This window comes from Streptomyces sp. NPDC060002 (assembly GCF_042737245.1).
In the GTDB taxonomy this organism is placed as follows: Bacteria; Actinomycetota; Actinomycetes; order Streptomycetales; family Streptomycetaceae; genus Streptomyces.
In genome coordinates, this window is sequence record NZ_JBHWUW010000013.1 from 144361 (window position 1) to 165903 (window position 21543).

A 21543-nucleotide genomic window follows, 5' to 3' on the forward strand; every position below is an offset into this window, starting at 1 on the left:
CCTTGACCCATGCCCGAAGGTGACACGGTCTGGCAGGCCACGAGGCGACTGCACGACGCCCTCGCGGGCAAGGTACTGACCCGCTCGGACCTCCGGGTGCCCAAGTACGCCACCGCCGACCTCAGTGGCCGCACCGTCCTGGACGTCACTGCACGCGGCAAACATCTCCTCACCCGCGTCGAAGGCGACCTGACGCTCCACTCACACCTGCGGATGGACGGCTCCTGGAAGGTGTTCACGAACGACCAGCGCTGGACCGGCGGCCCGGCGCACCAGATCCGGGCGATCCTCGGCACCCACGACCGCACCGCCGTCGGTTACCGCCTCCCCGTCCTCGAACTGTTGCGCACCGCCGACGAGTCACGAGCCGTCGGTCATCTCGGCCCCGACCTGCTGGGCCCCGACTGGAACCCCGAGCGAGCCCTCGCCAACCTCCTGACGGACCCCGCCCGCTCCCTCGGCGAGGCCCTGCTCGACCAGCGCAACCTCGCCGGCATAGGCAACGTGTACAAGAGCGAGCTCTGCTTCCTCCTCGGTGTCACCCCATGGCTCCCCGTCGGCGTGCTCCCCGCCGACCGCGCCGCGAAGCTGCCCGCCCTCGCGAAGAAGCTCCTGGAGGCCAACCGCGACCGTCCGGTCCGCAACACGACAGGCCGCCGCGGCCAGAACCTGTTCGTCTACGGCCGCGCACCCCGCCCCTGCCTGCGCTGCGGAACACAGGTCCGGGTCGCCGACCAGGGCGACGGCTCCCGTGAGCGCCCGACCTACTGGTGCCCCGTCTGCCAGATCGGCCCCGTCCCGGCACCGGGCTCCCCGCCGACGCGTCGCCTCCGCCCCCGCACCCCCCGTTGACCCTCCACAACGACCGTTCCGCGAAACCGTGTTGCCGTCCCGAGCCCGTCCAGTCTCTCCAGCACCCGGACATGCCATCATAATTGACGGACCGTCAGAAACCCTCGTACCGTCCTTTCATGGCCGTCAAGGCGTACGACCTCACCGGACGCACCGCATTCGTCACCGGCGCCGCGAGCGGAATAGGCCGCGCCTGCGCCGTGCTGCTCGCCCAGGCGGGCGCCACCGTGCACGGCGCGGACCGCGACGAGCAGGGCCTGCACGAGACGGCGACGCTGATCAAGGACCGGGGCGGCACGGCCCGCACCCACCCTATCGACGTCACCGATCGCGCCCAGGTCCGGCAGGCCGTCGAGTCCTGCGGGCGGCTGGACGTCATGGCCGCCGTCGCCGGGATCATGCACAGCAGTCCGGTCCTGGAGACCCGGGACGAGGATCTCGACCGGGTCCTGGCCGTCAACTTCAAAGGTGTGCTGTACGCCTGCCAGGAGGCGGCCCGTCTGATGCTGGCGCGCGACACCGGCGGCAGCATCGTCACCATGGCCTCGGGTGCCGTGGACACCGGCGGCCCCGGCCTGCTCTGCTACGGCGTCGCCAAGGCGGCCGTGGTCCAGTTGACGAAGACTCTGGCGACTGAGGTCGGCCGGCACGGCATCCGCGTCAACGCCGTCGCCCCGGGCTGGATCCGCACCCCCATGACCGACCGCCACGACGCCGGCGCACAGGCGCACACCGAGGCGCTCATGGCGCGTATGTCGCCGCTGGGCCGGGTCGGTGAACCCGAGGACATCGCTCACGCCGTGCTCCACCTGGCCTCGGACGCGTCGGCGTTCACAACGGGCCAGATCCTGCGCCCGAACGGCGGCGTAGCCATGCCCTGGTAACCACCACCTCCAGACACCTTCTCGGCCCCCTCAATATCCGCAACACTCCCCCCCAGACCGACCGCACCCGCACCCCACCCAGCCCCGACCCACCCCCCAGCCCCACCGCACCCCCGCTCCACCCAGCCCCGACCCACCTCACCGCACCCGCACCCGCACCCGCCCCACCTCGTCCCGACCCACCCCGGCCTCCCAGCCACACACCCCGGCTCGACCGCACTACCAGGCCCCCACCCCGAACCGGAGGCCGTCCACACATCGCCAACCCGCCCGCGACGGCCTCGGCCTCCTCCCAGGCCCCACTCCACAACAGGCTCCCCGGCGCCCAGCCCTCTGCCAAGCCCACAGCCGCCAGTCCACAGCCACTCGCCGCCCGCCGCCCGCCGCCCACACCCCCAGACTCCCCAGATTCCCCAGCCAGTGCTGCCCTTCAGCCCGCCCAACCCGAGACCGTGTTCCAGCCGGGAGCGTGTTCCAGACAGGAGCACAGAGCATTCAGGCCGAGCGCCGCGCCGAGGACCAGGGCGGCGCCGCCCAGCCGCCTACTCACCCCACCCGGGACAGGCCACCCGGCCCCCATCCACAGACACCTTCGACCCGGCGGCTCCCCCACAGCCCCACCTGCCGCCCCGCCGCCGTCCCCCACAGCCCCGCCGCCGTCCCCCGCGCCCCGACCGTCCCCGCCGCCCTCACCGTCGGCTCTCCCACCCCCCCACGACGCCCCGCCAAGCGGCTTTCCATCGCCCCTCCCCGACCGCCCCCACCGCACGCGCCTTGGCCACGCAGTGCACCGGGAGCAGGCTCAGCCCCCATCCTCCGGCGGCTACCGCACCCTCCAGCGCCCCGGCGTCGGGCGCCACGGCGAGCCTCAGCACGGCCCACCACCACGCCACGCCCAGCCCCAGGCCCAGCCCCAGCGCGGCCCCTCGCCCCGCTATTCGCCCCACCATGGCCGTCGCCTCCAGCCCGAGCCTCACCACGACACCCAGTAACCCCCCGCGCCTCCCCAGAGACCGACGCTAGACGCCCGCCCCCACCCCAGGCAGGGCGCACGGGCGGCACACCGGCGCATCGCCGAGCCGATCCGCCGCCCGCGCCCCTGCCGTCTCACACGCTCTCCGCCTGGAACATCCAGTGATGCTTCTCGAGATCGCCGGTGATCCCGATGAAGATGTCCTGGCTCACAGGATCCGCGTCACCCGTGGCCGCCACCCGTTCCCGCATCCGGGTGATCACCGCGCCCAGAGCGGCGACGAGCGTGCCCACCGCGTCGGAGTCCTTGACCCAGCCCCCCGGCGCCGCGCCGATCCCGCTGCCGGCCGCCACCGTCGCCGCACGTCCGTCCGGCGAGACACCCAGCGCCGAGGCACGCTCCGCAACGGTGTCGGAGTGGGTGCGGGCGACGTCCACGACCTCGTCGAGTTGGAGGTGGACGGACCGGAAACGGGGCCCGACAACGTTCCAGTGGACCTGCTTGGCGACAAGCGACAGGTCGACCAGGTCGACGAGCGCGCCCTGCAACGCCTCCGCGACGGTCTTCAGGTCGGCGTCGGACAGGGGACTTTTCACGACGTTCATCCGTACCTCCGGTGGTTGGCCCCCGTCGTGCCCCTCCACGATGACCGCGGCACCTCGCACCGGCAAACGGACGACGGACGCGAAAGACCCCGGCCGCACCCTCTCCGGATCTTCCCGGAGAGGCCCCGGCCGGGGCCTCACACATGCCTACATACGTGCCTGCGTCGCGTCACACGCTCACGCGTCACACGCCCGCGCGCGTGAATGTCACGCGGCGACCACGTCCACCGCCTCGGCGGGTGCCTTGATGGTCACCCGCTCCGGTGGCACACCGGTCACCGATACGGAACCCAGCATCGGACGAACCGACGTCGGTACAGGCTCCCTGGGGGTGGCGGCAGCAGACTGAGCCAGCTCGGCGAGAGCGAGCTCGTCGCTCACTTCCCGCATGAGCTCGGACATCCGTACGTCCAGCGCGTCGCAGATGGCGGAGAGCAACTCGGAGGATGCCTCCTTCTGCCCCCGCTCCACCTCGGAGAGATAGCCGAGTGAGACTCGGGCGGACGAGGAGACTTCGCGCAGAGTACGGCCCTGGCGCTGGCGCTGCCGACGCAGCACGTCACCCAGCAGGCGACGGAGCAGAATCATCGGTGGCTCCCTCCTCGGACCGCGTAGCCGCATCCTTCACGCCCCACCGTACCGCCTCGCGCTGCGGCCGTGCGGGGAGCGATGTCGTGTTCACTCAGGGCTGCAAACATCAAAACCCCCCGTTCTGTTCCGTATCCTGTGCCCGCTCGTTCCCGGCGTGTTCGCCGACAAGCTCTGTCAGGAGCAGTGCGAGTACGCTCCGTACACTCTCTCTACGAATTTCCGCCCGGTCGCCGTTCAACCGCAGGGCCTCCACTTTTCCGCCGCCGGCGGAACCGGAATCCGCCCCGAAAGGGCCGTCCACCGCCACGAAAACCGTCCCCACCGGCTGTCCGTCCTGGGGGTCGGGGCCGGCGACGCCCGTGGTCGCGATGCCCCAGTCGGCCCCCAGCGCCTTCCGCACTCCGGCGGCCATCTGGGCCGCGACCTGGGCGTCCACGGCTCCGTGCGCGGCCAGCAGGTCCGCGTCGACCGCGAGCAGGCCGTGCTTGAGGTCGGTGGCGTAGGCGGTCACGGAACCACGGAAGGCCTTGGACGCGCCGGGGATCGTGGTGATCTCCGCCGCGACCAGGCCACCGGTCAGCGACTCGGCCACGGCGAGCGTCTCTCCCCTCACCGTGAGCAGTCGCACCACGTCGGCGGCCGGGGAATTCACGCTTGCGTCTCCTCCGACGCGGCCTTGCGCTCGGCGATTCCCTGCCTGCGCAGCACCACGGCCTGTCTCACGTAGTCGAGCCCGGTCACCACGGTCAGGACGACCGCCGCGGCCATCACCCACCACCTCAGGGTGGCCAGCCACCCCGTCAGCGCCAGGACGTACATCCCGACCGCCACGCCCTGCGTGAGCGTCTTCAGCTTGCCGCCCCGGCTCGCCGGGATGACCCCGTACCGGATGACCAGGAAACGCAGCAGCGTGATCCCGAGTTCCCGGCCGAGGATCACGATCGTCACCCACCACGGCAGGTCGCCGAGCGAGGAGAGGCAGATCAGCGCCGCTCCCATGATCGCCTTGTCGGCGATGGGGTCGGCGATCTTCCCGAAGTCGGTGACGAGGTTGTACCTCCGCGCCAGATGACCGTCGAACAGGTCGGTGATCATGGCGATCGCGAACGCCGCCCAGGCGAACGCCCGCCATGCCGGGTCGTAGCCGCCGTCGGCCAGCATCAGCGCTACGAAGCCGGGCACCAGGATCAGCCGAAGCATGGTCAGCAGATTGGCGATGTTCCACACGCTCGCCTGGTTGACGGCGGCGGCTGCCAGCTTCGCACCCCGCGGCGGCCTGCCGCCGTCCTCCGGATCGGCGATCGCGGCCGCGCCGGCCGGCACTCCCGAGGGAACCACCACGGCTCCCGCCGCCTGCGCGGCGGCCTGCGAACCCGGGGAACCCGGTGAGGTCTGCGAGACCGGTGAGGTCGAGGGCGGGGAGGTCTGCGAAGCCGGTGAGGCCTGCGAGGAGCCGCCCGCAGCCGATGCCGGAACACCCGTCATCTGCCCGCCTCCTCACTACACCCGATCGAGCCCGGCAGGGGCTCGGCCACCAGGTCGACACCTTCCGTACCGACCACCTTCGCCTCGACCATACGACCGACGCTCAAGTTTTCGCCCGATGTGAGCAGCACCTGGCCGTCCGTCTCCGGAGCCTGGTGCTCCCCACGGCCGTACACGCCCTCCTCGTCCACCGACTCGACCAGTACGTGCACGGTCTCGCCGACCCGCTCCTCGGCCCGCTGCGAGACCAGCTCCTCGGCGAGTCGGGAGACCCGGGCGAGCCGCTCGGCCACGACGTCCACGTCGAGCTTGTCGTCGTACGTCGCGGCCTCGGTGCCCTCCTCGTCGGAGTAGCCGAAGACGCCGATCGCGTCGAGGCGCGCGCCGTTCAGGAAACGCTCCAGCTCGGCCAGGTCGGCCTCGGACTCGCCGGGGAAGCCCACGATGAAGTTGGAGCGCACACCCGCCTGGGGCGCCTTGCTCCGGATGGTGTCGAGCAGTTCCAGGAAGCGGTCGGTGTCGCCGAAGCGGCGCATCGCGCGCAGCACGCCGGGCGCCGAGTGCTGGAAGGACAGGTCGAAGTAGGGCGCGATCTTCGGCGTCGAGGTCAGCACGTCGATCAGGCCGGGCCGCATCTCGGCCGGCTGGAGGTAGCTGACACGCACCCGCTCGAGGCCGTCGACGTCCGCCAGTTCGGGCAGCAGCGACTCCAGCAGCCGGATGTCGCCGAGGTCCTTGCCGTAGGAGGTGTTGTTCTCGGAGACCAGCATGATCTCCTTGACGCCCTGCTCGGCCAGCCACCGCGTCTCGTTCAGCACATCGCTCGGCCGGCGCGAGATGAAGGAACCGCGGAAGGACGGGATGGCGCAGAAGGTGCAGCGCCGGTCGCAGCCGGAGGCGAGCTTGACCGAGGCGACCGGGGCGCCGTCGAGCCGGCGGCGCAGGGGCGCGCGGGGGCCGGAGGCCGGGGCCACACCCTCGGGAAGATCGTTCGGCCCGTGCCCGGGCAGGGCGACCGACGCGGCCGAATCCTGCCGCTCCGCCGGACTGATCGGCAGCAGCTTGCGCCGGTCGCGCGGGGTGTGGGAGGCGTGGATGCCGCCGTTCAGGATGGTCTGGAGGCGGTCGGAGATGTCGGAGTAGTCGTCGAAGCCGAGCACACCGTCGGCCTCGGGCAGGGCCTCGGCGAGTTCCTTGCCGTACCGCTCGGCCATGCAGCCCACCGCCACGACGGCCTGGGTTCTGCCATGCCCCTTGAGGTCGTTGGCCTCCAGCAGGGCGTCCACGGAGTCCTTCTTGGCGGCGTCGACGAAGCCGCAGGTGTTGACGACGGCGACGTCCGCGTCCTCGGCGGCCTCCACGAGCTGCCAGCCGTCCGCCTCCAAACGGCCTGCGAGCTCCTCCGAGTCCACCTCGTTACGGGCGCAGCCAAGGGTGACCAGTGCGACGGTACGGCGTTCAGGCATGGGCTCAAGACTACTTTGTCCCACCGACACCGAACGTCGACGGGGTTGGCGATCTTCGCCAACCCCGTACACCCGAAGGCACGCCTGGCCTATCCGACCTGAGGGTCGCCCTTCGTGTACGTCAGCCGCTCCACGGCGCCGGGCCGGAAATCGTCGTCGAGCTTCTTGCCGTTGACGTAGAGATCGATCGCACCGGCGTCGCCGAGGACGAGGTTGATCTTCTCGCTGTCCTGGAAGGTCTTGGAGTCGCCCTGCTTGAGCAGGCCGTCGAAGAGCAGCCGGCCGTTGTGGTCCTTGGCGGCGACCCAGCTGCGGCCGTCGGTGGCGCTGACCTGGACGGTCACCTTGTCCTGGGGGGCCGCGGCGATGGCGCTGTCGGAGGGTTCCGGCTTCTGGCCGACGGGCTTGTCGGTCTTCGTCGTGGGTGAGGCGGTCTTGCCGGTCGCGGGAGTGGTGCCCTCGGCGACCTGCTCCTTCGACCCGTCGTCGTCGCCGCCCGTGAAGGCGGTGAAGCCGACGAAGCCGACCACGGCGACGATCGCGGCGACCATGGCCGCGGTCCAGTTCGGTCCGCGCCGCTCGGGGCGGATACGTTCCGCCTCGAAGAGGGGCGCGGCCGGGGTCGGCGCCGGACGGCCGCCGTGGGTGTCGTCGAACCGCTCCATCAGCGGGGCGGGGTCGAGGTGGACGGCCCTGGCCAGGGTCCGGATGTGCCCGCGGGCGTAGACGTCCCCCCCGCAGGGGGCGAAATCGTCGGACTCGATGGCGTGGATGATGGCGATGCGGACCCGGGTGGCGGAACTGACGTCATCGACGGTCAGCCCGGCCGTGATGCGGGCCTGCTTCAGGGCGCGGCCGATGGAGAGGGGGGCTTCCTCGGACGGGTCTTCGAACGGACGCTCGTCTTCAGGGGAGTTGCCGATGGACACGGGGGCGCCTTTCGAGCGTGTAGCCACCTGTGCTGGAGGTTCAGTCTAGGGGGGGTGCCAAAGGGAGGGGCAACCGGGCGGTACGACTTTGTACGCCATCGGTATGGCCGGTCACACCGATGACGGGCCGGTTACGGCCCCGGCGGGGAGCCGCACCTGTCCTCTCGCTCAACTGGACGTATGCCAAAGGGAAACGGTTGCCCACTGCTCTCTAACGGGTGAGTCACGGCCGGCCTGCGCTTCCCTGACTGACGTCTACCCCCCAGAGTCCCCCCGGATCACGGCGAGCACGCCGTCCAACTCGTCCGGCTTCACGAGAACGTCACGCGCCTTGGAACCCTCGCTGGGCCCGACGATGTTCCGCGACTCCATGAGGTCCATCAGCCGTCCGGCCTTGGCGAAGCCGACGCGCAGCTTGCGCTGGAGCATGGACGTCGATCCGAACTGGGTGGAGACGACCAGCTCGGCGGCCTGGCACAGCAGGTCGAGGTCGTCGCCGATGTCCTCGTCGATCTCCTTCTTCTGCTTGGTGCCCACCGTGACGTCGTCCCGGAAGACCGGCGCCATCTGGTCCTTGCAGTGCTGTACGACGGCCGCGACCTCGGCCTCGGTCACGAAGGCGCCCTGCATACGGGTCGGCTTGTTCGCGCCCATCGGCAGGAACAGCCCGTCGCCCTTCCCGATCAGTTTCTCGGCGCCCGCCTGGTCCAGGATGACGCGCGAGTCGGCGAGCGAGGAGGTGGCGAAAGCGAGCCGCGAGGGCACGTTCGCCTTGATCAGGCCGGTGACGACGTCGACCGACGGGCGCTGGGTGGCGAGCACCAGGTGGATGCCGGCCGCGCGCGCGAGCTGCGTGATGCGCACGATCGAGTCCTCGACGTCACGCGGCGCGACCATCATCAGGTCGGCGAGCTCGTCGACGATCACCAGCAGGTACGGGTACGCCTGGAGCTCGCGCTCACTGCCCGCGGGCGGCTTGACGGTGCCCTCGCGCACCGCGCGGTTGAAGTCGTCGATGTGCCGGTAGCCGTACGCGGCGAGGTCGTCGTAGCGCAGGTCCATCTCGCGTACGACCCACTGGAGCGCCTCGGCGGCCCGCTTGGGGTTGGTGATGATCGGCGTGATGAGGTGCGGAATGCCCTCGTAGGCGGTGAGCTCGACCCGCTTGGGGTCGACCAGGATCATCCGGACGTCCTCCGGGGTCGCCCGGATCATGACCGAGGTGATCAGACAGTTGATGCAGGACGACTTGCCGGAGCCGGTGGCGCCGGCGACCAGCATGTGCGGCATCTTCGCCAGCGAGTGCATGACGTAGCCGCCCTCGACGTCCTTGCCGAAGGCGACCAGCATCGGGTCGTCGTCCTCGGCGGACTCGGCGAGCCGCAGCACGTCGCCGAGGTTGACCATCTCCCGGTCGGTGTTCGGGATCTCGATGCCGACCGCGGACTTGCCGGGGATCGGGCTGATGATCCGCACATCGGGGCTGGCGACGGCGTACGCGATGTTCTTCGCCAGCGCGGTGATCCGCTCGACCTTCACGGCCGGGCCCAGCTCGACCTCGTAGCGGGTGACCGTCGGCCCGCGCGTGAAGCCGGTGACGGCCGCGTCGACCTTGAACTCGGTGAAGACGTTCGTCAGCGAGGCGACGACCGCGTCGTTGGCCGCGCTGCGCACCTTGCCGGGGCCGCCGCGCTCCAGCAGGTCGAGCGAGGGCAGCGAGTAGGTGATGTCGCCGGACAACCGGAGCTGCTCCGCGCGCGGCGGCAGCTCGCGCGTCTCCTGGGGGGCCGACTTGGTCAGGTCCGGGACCGCTCCCCCGCCCGTCCTGAGCTTCTCCTGCTTGGGCCGGGAGGCCGGTGCCGGAACGGGCGTGGGCGTGGTCGGCTCCCCGTCGCCGCCGCTCACCCCCTGGGTGAGGTCGGCGACGATCCGCGAGGGCGGCATGCCGTGCAGGACGGCGCCGTCGAGGTCGGCCGCGGCGGCCGCGGCGATGTCCACGGCGTCCAGCCGCCGGTCCATGGCCGGCTGCGGCACCGCGGAACGCCTGGGACGGCCGCTCCGCCGGGAGAGCGCCTCCTGCTCGGCGTCCTCGGGATCGTGCGCCTGGGGGGCGCCCGAGCGCCGGCGGGGGCGCCCGGGGGGCAGCGCCTCGCGCCACTGCTCGTCGTAGCGCGCGTCGTCGTCGAGGTCGTCGTACTCGTCCGCCGCCGGGTCGTGCAGCACACCCAGCCGCACCCCGAGCTGCCGCAGCCGCTGCGGGATGGCGTTGACCGGGGTCGCCGTGACGACCAGCAGCCCGAAGACCGTGAGCAGCACCAGCAGCGGGACGGCGAGAACCTCGCCCATGGTGTACGTCAGCGGAGTCGCCGCACCCCAGCCGATGAGTCCGCCCGCGTCCCTTATCGCCTGCATGCCGTCGCTGCGGGCGGGCGCGCCGCAGGCGATGTGGACCTGGCCGAGCACGCCGATGACGAGCGCGGACAGGCCGATCACGATACGGCCGTTGGCCTCGGGCTTCTCGGGGTGCCGGACGAAGCGCACGGCGATGACCGCCAGCAGGATCGGCACCAGCAGGTCGAGCCGCCCGAAGGAGCCGGTCACCAGGATCTCGACGAGGTCGCCGACCGGGCCGCGCAGGTCTGCCCAGGTCCCCGCGGCGACGATCAGCGCGAGGCCGAACAGCAGCAGCGCGACGCCGTCCTTGCGGTGGGCGGGGTCGAGGTTTTTCGCGCCGTTCCCTATGCCGCGGAACACGGCGCCGACGGCGTGCGCCAGTCCGAGCCAGATGGCGCGCACCAGCCGGTAGACGCCCCCCGTGGGGCTGGGGGCCGGCGCGGACACGGGTTTCCTGGCCGCGGCTTTCCTGGCGGGCGCCTTTTTCGCCGGGGCCTTTTTGGCGGCGGCCCTCTTCGCCGGAGCCTTCGCGGGAGCAGCCGCCTTCCTGGCGGGCTGCTTCTTGGCTGCGGACGGACGTGAGGCCATGGGTGTGAGGTTACCGGTGGAGACCACAGCGGACACGTGTGCCTACTGCTTCACCCGTTCGTGTCGCCGTTCCGAAGGCGCGGAACTGACACGTTCTCCTTCGGTGAAGGTGGAACTGACGCGCCCTCACGCACAACTGGATGCGTCGCACGCGTCAGTTCCGTTCAGTTCGGCGACGGCAGCGCGGCCGTGCCGCTGCCGGTGCCCGGCTCCAGGGCGTCCAGCGCCCGGCGCAGACCGGTGAGTTTGCGCTCCAGGTGCGCCGCCGTGGCCACCGCCGCCGCGTCCGCCGACTCATCGTCCAACTGCTTGGACAGGGCCTCGGCCTGCTCCTCGACGGCCGCGAGCCGCGCGGAGAGCTCGGCGAGCAGCCCCGCCGACTCCTTGACGCCACCGCCCGCGGCGGCCTTGCCGCCACCGCCCTCCAACTGCAGACGCAGCAGCGCCGCCTGCTCGCGCAGCTGGCAGTTCTTCATGTAGAGCTCGACGAACACCGAGACCTTCGCGCGCAGCACCCACGGGTCGAACGGCTTGGAGATGTAGTCCACCGCGCCCGCCGCGTATCCGCGGAAGGTGTGGTGCGGCCCGTGGTTGATCGCGGTGAGGAAGATGATCGGGATGTCCCTGGTCCGCTCCCGCCGCTTGATGTGCGCGGCCGTCTCGAAGCCGTCCATGCCCGGCATCTGGACGTCCAGCAGAATGACCGCGAAGTCGTCCGTCAGCAGTGCTTTGAGCGCCTCTTCCCCGGACGATGCCCGCACCAGCGTCTGATCGAGCGCAGAGAGGATCGCCTCCAGCGCCAGCAGATTCTCCGGCCGGTCATCGACCAGGAGGATCTTGGCCTTCTGCACCATGGCCCGCCCTCCTCGCCCCGGCAGTGCACCGGGCGCCGCCCCTGGGGACGACTCCGTTGCGCCGCCCTTCCTTGTGCCGGTCATGGTAGCCGCACCCCGACCGTCGCCACACCCTGTCACCGTGATGTCACTGTGCACGTAGCAGGAACGCAGCAGGAGACCAGAAGGTTCCCCGAATTCCATCCCGCTACACGACAACGGACACCCTGAGTCAGCAACTCCGGGCGCCTCCCGAAGGTTCCCGCCACGCCGCAGGTCACCTCACTCGTCCCTCATCCACTGCCGCATCACCGACAGCAGGTGATCGGGGTCCACCGGCTTCGTCACGTAGTCGGAGGCGCCCGACTCGATCGCCTTCTCCCGGTCGCCCTTCATCGCCTTCGCGGTCAGCGCGATGATCGGCAGCCCGGAGAACTGCGGCATCCTGCGGATGGCCGTGGTAGTCGCGTAGCCGTCCATCTCGGGCATCATGATGTCCATCAGGACGACCGCCACGTCGTCGTGCTGCTCCAGGACCTCGATGCCCTCACGGCCGTTCTCCGCGTACAGCACCGACAGACCGTGCTGTTCCAGGACGCTGGTCAGCGCGAAGACATTGCGGATGTCGTCGTCGACGATCAGCACCTTCTCACCGCCGAACCGGATGCCTTCGCGCGCGTGCGCCCCGGCCTCCTGCACTCGGGCCGGCCACTGCTCCGGCCGCCCCACCTGCTCGCCGCCGCTCACCAGTCGGCGCCGACGCCGGAAGAGAGCCGCCGGCCCGTTCTGCGCGTCCTGGTACGACCGCACCTCGGCCGGCATCTGGATCTCCGCCTCGGACAGCTCCGACAGCTCGCGCGCCCCGTTCTCCGAGGCCACCAGGTCACCGGCCTCCAGAGCGGGCACGACCTGCTGGTAGCCCTGCGGCGGCAGCTCGCTCGGGTGCAGCGGCAGATACAGCGTGAACGTCGAGCCACGGCCCGTCTCGCTCTGCGCGTGGATCTCACCACCGAGCAACTGCGCGATCTCCCGCGAGATCGACAGCCCGAGGCCGGTACCGCCGTACTTACGGCTGGTGGTGCCGTCCGCCTGCTTGAACGCCTCGAAGATCACTCGCATCTTGCTCGCCGCGATCCCGATGCCGGTGTCGGTCACCGAGAACGCGATCAGCGGCGCGTCCGCGTCGGTCAGCGAACCGGCCTCCAGCAACTGCTCCCGGATCGCCACCGGAACCTCCGCCCCGGCCGGCCGGATGACCAGCTCGACCGACCCGGAGTCGGTGAACTTCACGGCGTTGGACAGCAGGTTGCGCAGCACCTGGAGCAGCCGCTGCTCGTCGGTGTGCAGCGTGGCCGGCAGCTCCGGCGACACCCGCACGGACAGGTCGAGGCCCTTCTCCGCGGTCAGCGGGCGGAAGGTGGCCTCCACGTAGTCGACCAGCTGGACGAGCGCGATCCGCGTCGGCGAGACGTCCATCTTGCCCGCCTCGACCTTCGACAGGTCGAGGATGTCGTTGATCAGCTGGAGCAGGTCGGATCCCGCGCCGTGGATCGTCTCGGCGAACTCGACCTGCTTCGGCGTCAGGTTGGTGTCCGCGTTGTCGGCGAGCAACTTGGCCAGGATCAGCAGCGAGTTCAGCGGTGTGCGCAGCTCGTGCGACATGTTGGCGAGGAACTCGCTCTTGTACCGCATCGACACCGCGAGTTGCTCGGCGCGCTCCTCCAGAACCTGCCGAGCCTCCTCGATCTCGGTGTTCTTCACCTCGATGTCGCGGTTCTGCTGGGCCAGCAGCTCGGCCTTCTCCTCCAGTTCGGCGTTGGACGCCTGAAGGGCCTTCTGCCGCTGCTCCAACTCGGCCGACCGCTCCCGCAGTTGCTCGGTCAGCTCCTGCGACTGCTTCAGCAGCTGCTCCGTCTTGGTGTTGACGGAGATCGTGTTGACGCTGGTCGCGATCATCTCGGCGAGCTGGTTCAGGAAGTCCTTCTGGATCTGCGTGAACGGCGTGAACGACGCCAGCTCGATCACCCCGAGCACCTGGCCCTCGAACAGCACCGGCAACACGATCACCTGCGCGGGCGGCGCCTCGCCGAGCCCCGAGGAGATCTTCAGATAGCCGGTCGGGGCGTTCGCGACGAGAATCGTCCGCTTCTCCTCCGCCGCCGTCCCGACCAGCGCCTCACCGGGCCGGAACGAGGTCGGCATGGAGCCCATCGAGTAGCCGTACGAGCCCAGCATCCGCAGCTCGTACAGGTCCGCGCCGCCCTCGGCCGGCGGCATCGCCAGGAAGAACGCACCGTGCTGCGCGGCCACCAGGGGCGGCAGCTCGCTCATGATCAGCGAGGCCACGTCCTGAAGGTCGCGCCGGCCCTGCATCAGGGCGGACACGCGCGCGAGGTTGCCCTTGAGCCAGTCCTGCTCCTTGTTGGCGATCGTGGTGTCGCGCAGGTTGGCGATCATCTTGTTGATGTAGTCCTGGAGTTCCTGGATCTCCCCGGACGCGTCCACGTCGATCTTCAGGTTCAGGTCACCACGGGTCACCGCGGTCGCCACGCGCGCGATGGCACGCACCTGCCGGGTCAGGTTCCCGGCCATCTCGTTCACGGACTCGGTCAGGTCGCGCCAGGTGCCGTCGACGTCACGCACGCGTGCCTGACCGCCCAGCTGCCCCTCGGTACCCACCTCGCGGGCGACCCGGGTGACCTCCTCGGCGAACGACGACAGCTGGTCGACCATCGTGTTGATGGTCGTCTTCAGCTCGAGGATCTCCCCGCGCGCGTCGATGTCGATCTTCTTCGTCAGGTCACCCTTGGCGATGGCCGTCGTGACCATGGCGATGTTGCGCACCTGACCGGTCAGGTTGGACGCCATGCCGTTCACCGAGTCGGTGAGGTCCTTCCAGGTGCCCGCCACACCCGGCACATGCGCCTGACCGCCCAGGATGCCGTCCGTGCCCACCTCACGGGCCACCTTGGTGACCTGCTCGGCGAACGAACTCAGCGTCTTCACCATGGTGTTGAAGGTGTCGGCGAGCTGCTGGACCTCGCCGCGCGCCTCGATCGTCACCTGCCGCGTCAGGTCGCCGTTGGCGACGGCCGCCGCGACCTGGGAGATGTTGCGCACCTGCATGGTCAGGTTCTTGGCCATCAGGTTGACGTTGCCGCTGAGGTCCTTCCAGATGCCCGTGACGCCCGGCACGTGCGCCTGACCGCCCAGGATCCCCTCGGTGCCCACCTCGCGGGCCACCCGGGTCACCTGCTCGGCGAACGACGACAGCTGGTCCACCATCGTGTTGACGGTGGTGACGAGCTCCAGGATCTCGCCCTTGGCGTCGACCGTGATCTTCTTCGACAGGTCGCCCTTGGCGACCGCGGTCGTGACCTCGGCGATCTGACGCACCTGGATCGTCAGGTTGTTCGCCATGAAGTTCACGGACTGCGTGAGGTCCTTCCAGGTGCCGGAGACACCCTGCACCTCGGCCTGCCCGCCGAGCTGCCCCTCCGTACCCACCTCACGGGCCACACGCGTGACCTCCTGGGCGAACGACGACAGCTGGTCGACCATCGTGTTCAGGGTGTTCTTCAGCTCGAGGATCTCCCCGCGCGCGTCCACGGTGATCTTCTGCGACAGGTCACCGCGGGCCACCGCGGTGGCGACCTGGGCGATGTTGCGCACCTGGGCGGTGAGGTTCCCGGCCATGCCGTTCACCGAGTCCGTCAGGTCCCGCCACACACCGGCCACGCCGGGCACCTGCGCCTGCCCGCCCAGCCGGCCCTCGGTACCCACGTCCCGCGCCACCCGGGTCACCTGGTCGGCGAAGGCGGAGAGCTGGTCGACCATCGTGTTGATGGTGTTCTTCAGCTCGAGGATCTCCCCGCGCGCGTCGACGTCGATCTTCTGCGACAGGTCACCACGGGCCACGGCCGTCGTCACCTGCGCGATGTTGCGCACCTGGGAGGTCAGGTTCCCGGCCATCGAGTTGACGGAGTCCGTCAACTCCTTCCAGGTGCCCGACACCCCGTCCACCCGGGCCTGCCCGCCCAGCCGGCCCTCGGTGCCCACGTCCCGGGCCATCCGGGTCACCTGGTCGGCGAACGACGACAGCTGGTCCACCATCGTGTTCACGGTGTTCTTCAGCTGGGCCATCTCGCCGGAGACGTCCACGGTGACCTTCTGCGACAGATCACCGTTGGCCACGGCCGTGGTGACCTGCGCGATGTTCCTCACCTGTCCGGTGAGATTCCGGAACGCCGTGTTGACGGAGTCCGTCAGGTCCTTCCACGTCCCGGCCGCACCCGACACCTGAGCCTGGCCGCCCAGCTCACCCTCGACCCCGATCTCCCGCGCCACGCGGGTCACCTCGGCGCCGAAGGCCGACAGCTGGTCGACCATCCCGTTGACGGTGTTCTTCAGCTCCAGCATCTCGCCGGCCACGTCCACCGTGACCTTCTGCGACAGATCTCCGCTGGCCACGGCCGTCGTCACGGCCGCGATGTCCCGCACCTGCGTGGTGAGGTTCCGGAAGACGGTGTTGACGGAGTCCGTCAGGTCCTTCCAGGTACCCGCCGCGCCCGGCACGTTCGCCTGGCCGCCCAGCTGTCCCGCGGCCCCCACCTCGTTGGCCACACGCGTGACCTCGTCGGCGAAGGTCCGCAGCGTCTCGGTCATCTGGTTGATCGTGTCCGCGAGCTGCGCGACCTCACCGCGCGCCGACACCGTCACCTTCTGCGACAGGTCACCGTTGGCGACCGCCGTCGTCACCTCCGCGATCCCGCGCACCTGGGCCGTCAGGTTCCCGGCCATGGTGTTCACCGAATCGGTGAGCTCCTTCCACACGCCGTCCACGCCGGACACCTGCGCCTGGCCGCCGAGGATGCCCTCGGTGCCCACCTCGCGGGCGACCCGGGTCACCTCGACCGAGAACCCGGAGAGCTGGTCCACCATCGTGTTGACGGTGTTCTTCAGCTCGAGCATCTCGCCCTCGACGTGAACCGTCACCTTCCGGGACAGATCACCCTTGGCCACGGCCGTCGTCACCAGCGCGATGTCCCGCACCTGCGCCGTCAGCCGGTACGCCATCGTGTTGACGGACTCGGTGAGGTCCTTCCACGAACCGGACATACCGCGCACCTGGGCCTGACCGCCCAGCTTGCCCTCGGTCCCCACCTCACTGGCCACACGCGTGACCTCGTCGGTGAACGTGGAGAGCTGGTCGACGAGGTTGTTGACCGTCCGCCCGACCTTCAGGAACTCGCCACGCAGCGGATGCCCGGTCCCTTCCGGCGCCTGCGTCCTGAGTTCCATCCGCGGCGACAGATCACCCTCGGCGACCGCCGACAGCACCCGCCCGACCTCGGAAACAGGCCGTACAAGGTCGTCGACCAGCGCGTTCGAGTTGTCGACGGCCGTGGCCCACGACCCCTCACAGGCGCCCGTCTCGAGCCGTTCGGTGAGCTTTCCCTCACGTCCCACCATGCGCCGCACCCGCGACAGCTCACCCGTGAGATGCAGGTTCCGGTCCGCGACCTCGTTGAAGACGGCCGCGATCTCCGACATCACGCCGTCGCCGGACACCGTGAGCCGCTTGCGGAAATTACCGTCCCGCATGGAGCCGAGGGCCCCCAGCAGCCGGTTCAGGGCCGCCGTGTCCACGACGGTCGTCCCGCCACCCGGTGTCCGTGGCCTGCTCAGAGACTGTCCGCCTTTCGCGCGCGCCTTAGTGCCCCGCGTCGCTGCGCCAGACTCCACTTGTCCCTCCCGCAGGGGTCGACCGTTACCGCTGTGCCTGGGTGTTACTGCTCGCCGCACCTGTTGCCGCTCGGTTTTCCGCCCGATGAAATCAGGCGGACCCGGGGGACTGCTGCCCCCTGTACTCAGAAGACACCCAGTCTGCCCGGACCTTCACAACAAGCCTGCCCAGTGTTTCACCCTTGCCGAACCAGGCCATAACAGTTCGGCAGCTTCGCACATCGTCCGCACACCCTCGGGCGGAAACACTGGCGACCGGCATCCTTAGGGACCGCGAAGGTAAGTAACCTTGCATACGGCTGTCCAGCCACGCCGGTCCGACCGGCCTGGGCGGTGGCACGAGCACGAGCGGGCATCGGAGGGGCGGCCGCACACATGACCACCGGACTGATCCCGGGGGGACAGACCCCGGACCCCCGGCCCGTCGGCACGCGCCCGCCCCACCAGCGAGGCGACCTGACCGGCCAGGGAGCCCTGCACGTCGACGACCGGCCGAGGAGTTCAGTGATCACCGCGCGCGCGGCTGCCAGTTTCGAGCCCGTCGGGAGATCGGTGGCGACCGCCCGCTCCTTCGTCCGCGACACCCTCCAGGGCTGGGGCTTCGCCGACATCATCGACGACGCCGTGGTCCTCACCAGCGAACTGGTCACCAACGCGGTCGTCCACGCGGGCACCCACGCCGAGGTCCTGTGTCTGCGCAGCGCCGACGGCGTACGCGTCGAGGTGTCCGACCGGTACCCCGAACGTGAGATCCCCCTCCAGGGCTCGCTCGCCACCATGGGCAGCCCGGACCGCGAGGGCGGCCGTGGCCTCCAGCTGTGCGCGGCCATCGCCGGCCGCTGGGGCGTCGAGTACACCCCCACCCACAAGCAGGTCTGGTTCCAGCTCGACCTCCCCGACCGCCCGGTCGGCACCCGCACGGCCGGCCCCGCCCTCCCGGCCGACCTCCTCCCGCTCGCCGACAGCCGGGTGCGCGTGGCCGTCGTCCAGATCGACCGTGCGGGCGCCATCTCGGCCTGGAACGAGGACGCCGAGGAACTCTTCGGCTACCCGGCGGACCAGGTCACCGGCAAACCCCTCACCGACCTCGCCGCCTGGCCGCACACGCCCGGCACGAGCACCGGCATCGTCGAGGCCCTCCAGCTCTCCCGCTGGGAGGGCAGCTACGGCATCCGCGGCGCCAACGGCCGTGTCACACCCGTGTACGCCTCCCACCTCCGCGTCCGCGACACCGACGGCGAACCCTCCACGGTCTGTCTCCTCGTCCGCGACCACGAACGCGCGGTCCTCCAGACCCCGTCGCGCGGCCCGGCCTCCGACCAGGCCACCACCTCGGACGGCCAGAACACCGACCCCTTCGAGGTGTTCATCGGCTCCCCCGCCCCGGACGACCTCGACGGCCTCCTCCAGCGCACGGTCGAGCGCGCCCGCGACATGCTCGACGGCGACTCCGCCTTCCTCCTCCTGGCGACCGACGACGAGACGGAGCTGGAGGTCCGCGCCTCCACGGGCCTGCCCTCCGCCCGCCAGCGCTTCGCGCGCGTGCCCGTCGAGGCGGGCCCCGGCCGCTACGGCTCGGCCCGCATGCCGGCCGTCCACGAGGACCTCCTGGCCGTCCCCGGCGCCGTACCCCTGCTGAACGGCACGGGCATGCGCTCCGTCGTCACCGTCCCCCTCAAGGTCGAGGGCCGCCTCACGGGGTCCCTCGGCGTGGCGGCGGAGGACGCGGGCCGCTACTCCAACGAGGAGGCCCTGCGCCTCCAGTTCGCGGCCGACCGCATCGCCCTGGCCGTGGAGTCGGCCCGCCTCGGCGAGCTGGAGCGCCTGCGCCGAGGCTCCCTCAGCTTCCTCGTCGAGGCCTCCGACCTCCTCGCGGGCACCCTGGACCGCGATCAGACCCTGGCTCTGATGGCCCAGATGACGGTCCCGACCCTGGCCACCTGGTGCGCGGTCTACACGATCGCCGACCAGGCCTCCGACCCCTACCTGTCGTACGTCCTGCACGAGGACGAGGAACTCATCGACGGCATCAAGTCGTTGCTCTCGAAGATCGCACCGCCCGACCCTGTCCCCACCCCGGGCGCCCGGGTCTGGGCGGCCCCGGCCGCCGCCGCGCACGACGCGGCCCTGCGCAGCTCCATGCGCAGCCTCGGCCTGACCGGCGGCCCGACCCACCAGATGGCGTCCGGCATCGGCCCCACGCTCGCCACCGCCTCGGCGGTGGGCGGTGAGACGGTCGTCCTCCCCCTGGTCGCCCGCAACCGCGTCATCGGCATGCTGACCCTCGGCAAGCCCACCGACGAGCACTTCCGCCAGGAAATCCTGGAACTGGCCGAGGACTTGAGCCGCCGAGCGGCCCTCGCCCTCGACAACGCCCGCCTCTACTCGGAGCGCACGGCCATCAGCCAGGCCCTCCAGCGCAGCCTCCTGCCCCCGGAGACTCCCAAGATCGACGGCGTCGAGGTCGAGGTCATCTACCGAGCGGCCGGCGAGGGCAACGAAGTCGGCGGTGACTTCTACGACGTCTTCCCCATCAGCGACGGCGTCTACGGCTTCGCCATCGGCGACGTCTGCGGCACGGGACCGAACGCGGCGGCGGTGACGGGACTGGCCCGGCACGCTCTGCGGCTCCTGGCCAGGGAGGGCCTGAGCGGCCCGGCCGTCCTGGAGCGTCTCAACTCCGCCATCCTCGACGAGGGTGCCCGCAGCCGCTTCCTGACCCTCCTCTACGGCGAGATGCGCCCGCATGAGGACGGCAGCGCCGAGCTGAAGGTGGTCTGCGCCGGCCATCCGCTCCCCCTGCGCCTGCGCCAGGACGGCACGGTCGAGGCGGCCGCCGAGCCGCAGCCGCTGCTGGGCGTCATGGAGGACCTGGAGCTCTACGAGCAGACGGTCATCCTCGATCCGGGCGACGTCCTGCTCTGCGTCACGGACGGCGTCACCGAACGCCGTGAGGGCACCCGCATGCTGGGCGACGACGGTCTCGCCGACGTCCTCACCACCTGCACGGGTCTCACAGCCGGCGCGGTCGCGGCCCGCATCATGCGCGCGGTGGAACGCTTCGCGTCCGACGCCCCGTCCGACGACATGGCGATCCTGGCGATGCGAGTGGCGTGAGAAAAAGAACGCCGGACATGAAGAAGGCCCCCGCCCGAAAGGGTGGGGGCCTTCTTTGTGGAGCCCTCTAACGGAATCGAACCGTTGACCTTCTCCTTACCATGGAGACGCTCTACCGACTGAGCTAAGAGGGCCGGTCGCTTTTCAAGGTTTCCCTCGCGGCAACAGAACAGATCGTACCCCGAACTGGCCGGTGTTCCCAAACTCGTTCAGAAGGCGGGTTGAAGCAGTCCGCCGAGCGCGTTGCACGCGGACACGATCCGCTGCATGTCCCGCTTCGTCAACGAGGCGTCCACCGGCAGCGCCAGGGTCTCGTCCGCGGCGAGCTCGGTCTCCGGGAGCGACACACACCGCCGGAACTCGGGCAGCCGGTGCACCGGAGTCTTCACCGGCACCCGGCACTCGACTCCCTTTCCTCGCAAGGCCCGCGCGAAGGCATCCCGGTCGGGCCGCCCGTTCCCCGGCACCCGTACGACGTACTGCTGATACGTGTGTCCGTCCCCGCCGTCCGGCATCCGCACCCCACGCAACCGCCCGTCCAGGTAAGCCGCCCGCTCCCGCCGCTGTGCGACCTCGTCGTACGGCGCCTCGGACTCGCCCTGCTCCAGCACCAGCAGCCCGTGCCGCTGTCCCACCCCGTGCAGCCGCCCCACATCCGCCGGCCTGCCGAAGCGGTGCACGACGACGACGGCCGCGGTGCACGTAGTGACGACAGCTTCGACGGCGGCCGGGTCCAGGCAGTACGTCACCGGGTCGACATCGGCGAACACCGGAAGCGCACCCGCAAGGGCAACTGATCCGGCGACTTCCACATTCCCGAACGCCGGCACGATGACCTCGTCACCGACTCCGACACCTGCGGCCCTGAGCATTGCAGCAGTACCCATGCCGTGGATGCTGAAGGCGGAACATGAACTTCAAGTGGCCGAAAACAAAAAAGGGTTGGTCCCTGAACCAAAGTTCAGGGACCAACCCTTTGAATGATTGTTCGGCGGTGTCCTACTCTCCCACAGGGTCCCCCCTGCAGTACCATCGGCGCTGTGAGGCTTAGCTTCCGGGTTCGGAATGTAACCGGGCGTTT

General features: G+C 70.2%; 13 protein-coding genes, 1 tRNA gene and 1 rRNA gene. 3 read left to right on the top strand and 12 right to left on the bottom strand.

What is annotated here, in order from left to right:
• The first annotated feature begins 9 nt into the window (after positions 1 to 9).
• Positions 10 to 852 (top strand): Fpg/Nei family DNA glycosylase, encoded by an 843-nt coding sequence (locus ACFWBD_RS15135; protein ID WP_385667037.1) that lies wholly within the window; start codon positions 10 to 12, stop codon positions 850 to 852.
• Between the two features lie 119 nt (positions 853 to 971).
• Positions 972 to 1736 (top strand): SDR family NAD(P)-dependent oxidoreductase, encoded by a 765-nt coding sequence (locus ACFWBD_RS15140; RefSeq protein ID WP_385667038.1) that lies wholly within the window; start codon positions 972 to 974, stop codon positions 1734 to 1736.
• Positions 1737 to 2843: 1107 nt separating this feature from the next.
• Here ACFWBD_RS15140 and ACFWBD_RS15145 read toward each other — a convergent pair.
• From ACFWBD_RS15145 to ACFWBD_RS15185, 9 genes are all read right to left on the bottom strand, one after another.
• The gene (locus ACFWBD_RS15145) at positions 2844 to 3314 is read right to left on the bottom strand and encodes a Dps family protein (protein WP_385667039.1); all 471 of its coding nucleotides are present in this window, start codon (positions 3312 to 3314) and stop codon (positions 2844 to 2846) included.
• A 207-nt stretch (positions 3315 to 3521) separates the two neighbouring features.
• Positions 3522 to 3902, bottom strand: coding sequence for a helix-turn-helix transcriptional regulator (locus ACFWBD_RS15150; RefSeq protein ID WP_351766100.1), 381 nt, complete (start codon positions 3900 to 3902; stop codon positions 3522 to 3524).
• Between the two features lie 109 nt (positions 3903 to 4011).
• Positions 4012 to 4557 (bottom strand): CinA family protein, encoded by a 546-nt coding sequence (locus ACFWBD_RS15155; protein WP_385667040.1) that lies wholly within the window; start codon positions 4555 to 4557, stop codon positions 4012 to 4014.
• Positions 4554 to 5390 carry a CDP-diacylglycerol--glycerol-3-phosphate 3-phosphatidyltransferase gene (pgsA, locus tag ACFWBD_RS15160; protein WP_385667041.1) on the bottom strand — a complete coding sequence of 279 codons (837 nt, stop codon included), beginning with the start codon at positions 5388 to 5390 and terminating at the stop codon, positions 4554 to 4556. The genes ACFWBD_RS15155 and pgsA overlap by 4 nt, the downstream gene beginning before the upstream one ends.
• Entirely contained in the window at positions 5387 to 6856 is a 1470-nt protein-coding gene (gene rimO, locus ACFWBD_RS15165) for a 30S ribosomal protein S12 methylthiotransferase RimO (RefSeq protein WP_385667042.1), read from the bottom strand. Before rimO ends, pgsA begins: the two co-directional genes overlap by 4 nt.
• Positions 6857 to 6945: 89 nt before the next feature.
• Positions 6946 to 7785, bottom strand: coding sequence for a helix-turn-helix domain-containing protein (locus ACFWBD_RS15170; RefSeq protein ID WP_385667043.1), 840 nt, complete (start codon positions 7783 to 7785; stop codon positions 6946 to 6948).
• 255 nt (positions 7786 to 8040) lie between these two features.
• Positions 8041 to 10767, bottom strand: coding sequence for a DNA translocase FtsK (locus tag ACFWBD_RS15175; RefSeq protein WP_385667044.1), 2727 nt, complete (start codon positions 10765 to 10767; stop codon positions 8041 to 8043).
• A gap of 164 nt (positions 10768 to 10931) precedes the next feature.
• Positions 10932 to 11621: a response regulator gene (locus ACFWBD_RS15180; RefSeq protein WP_314224539.1), complete on the bottom strand. Its 690-nt coding sequence runs from the start codon at positions 11619 to 11621 to the stop codon at positions 10932 to 10934.
• A gap of 261 nt (positions 11622 to 11882) precedes the next feature.
• Positions 11883 to 17345, bottom strand: coding sequence for a HAMP domain-containing protein (locus ACFWBD_RS15185; protein ID WP_385667045.1), 5463 nt, complete (start codon positions 17343 to 17345; stop codon positions 11883 to 11885).
• A gap of 375 nt (positions 17346 to 17720) precedes the next feature.
• On the opposite strand from ACFWBD_RS15185, the gene ACFWBD_RS15190 reads away from it, so the two are divergent.
• Positions 17721 to 20462 carry a SpoIIE family protein phosphatase gene (locus ACFWBD_RS15190; RefSeq protein WP_385667046.1) on the top strand — a complete coding sequence of 914 codons (2742 nt, stop codon included), beginning with the start codon at positions 17721 to 17723 and terminating at the stop codon, positions 20460 to 20462.
• 58 nt (positions 20463 to 20520) lie between these two features.
• Here the strand turns inward: ACFWBD_RS15190 and ACFWBD_RS15195 are convergent.
• From ACFWBD_RS15195 to rrf, 3 genes are all read right to left on the bottom strand, one after another.
• A tRNA-Thr gene (locus ACFWBD_RS15195) sits at positions 20521 to 20596 on the bottom strand.
• Positions 20597 to 20671: 75 nt separating this feature from the next.
• Positions 20672 to 21334, bottom strand: a complete 663-nt coding sequence (locus ACFWBD_RS15200) for a DegT/DnrJ/EryC1/StrS family aminotransferase (RefSeq protein ID WP_385667048.1) — start codon at positions 21332 to 21334, stop codon at positions 20672 to 20674.
• A 114-nt stretch (positions 21335 to 21448) separates the two neighbouring features.
• Positions 21449 to 21543 (bottom strand): 5S ribosomal RNA (rrf, locus tag ACFWBD_RS15205); the annotation flags it as partial.

What these genes read in the sequence shown, in the direction of transcription:
- ACFWBD_RS15135 (WP_385667037.1), top strand. Translation starts at nt 10, where the DNA reads ATGCCCGAAGGTGACACGGTCTGGCAGGCCACGAGGCGACTGCACGAC.
- ACFWBD_RS15175 (WP_385667044.1), bottom strand. Translation starts at nt 10,767, where the DNA reads ATGGCCTCACGTCCGTCCGCAGCCAAGAAGCAGCCCGCCAGGAAGGCG.
- ACFWBD_RS15140 (WP_385667038.1), top strand. Translation starts at nt 972, where the DNA reads ATGGCCGTCAAGGCGTACGACCTCACCGGACGCACCGCATTCGTCACC.
- ACFWBD_RS15150 (WP_351766100.1), bottom strand. Translation starts at nt 3,902, where the DNA reads ATGATTCTGCTCCGTCGCCTGCTGGGTGACGTGCTGCGTCGGCAGCGC.
- ACFWBD_RS15200 (WP_385667048.1), bottom strand. Translation starts at nt 21,334, where the DNA reads ATGCTCAGGGCCGCAGGTGTCGGAGTCGGTGACGAGGTCATCGTGCCG.
- ACFWBD_RS15190 (WP_385667046.1), top strand. Translation starts at nt 17,721, where the DNA reads ATGACCACCGGACTGATCCCGGGGGGACAGACCCCGGACCCCCGGCCC.
- rimO (WP_385667042.1), bottom strand. Translation starts at nt 6,856, where the DNA reads ATGCCTGAACGCCGTACCGTCGCACTGGTCACCCTTGGCTGCGCCCGT.
- ACFWBD_RS15145 (WP_385667039.1), bottom strand. Translation starts at nt 3,314, where the DNA reads ATGAACGTCGTGAAAAGTCCCCTGTCCGACGCCGACCTGAAGACCGTC.
- ACFWBD_RS15180 (WP_314224539.1), bottom strand. Translation starts at nt 11,621, where the DNA reads ATGGTGCAGAAGGCCAAGATCCTCCTGGTCGATGACCGGCCGGAGAAT.
- pgsA (WP_385667041.1), bottom strand. Translation starts at nt 5,390, where the DNA reads ATGACGGGTGTTCCGGCATCGGCTGCGGGCGGCTCCTCGCAGGCCTCA.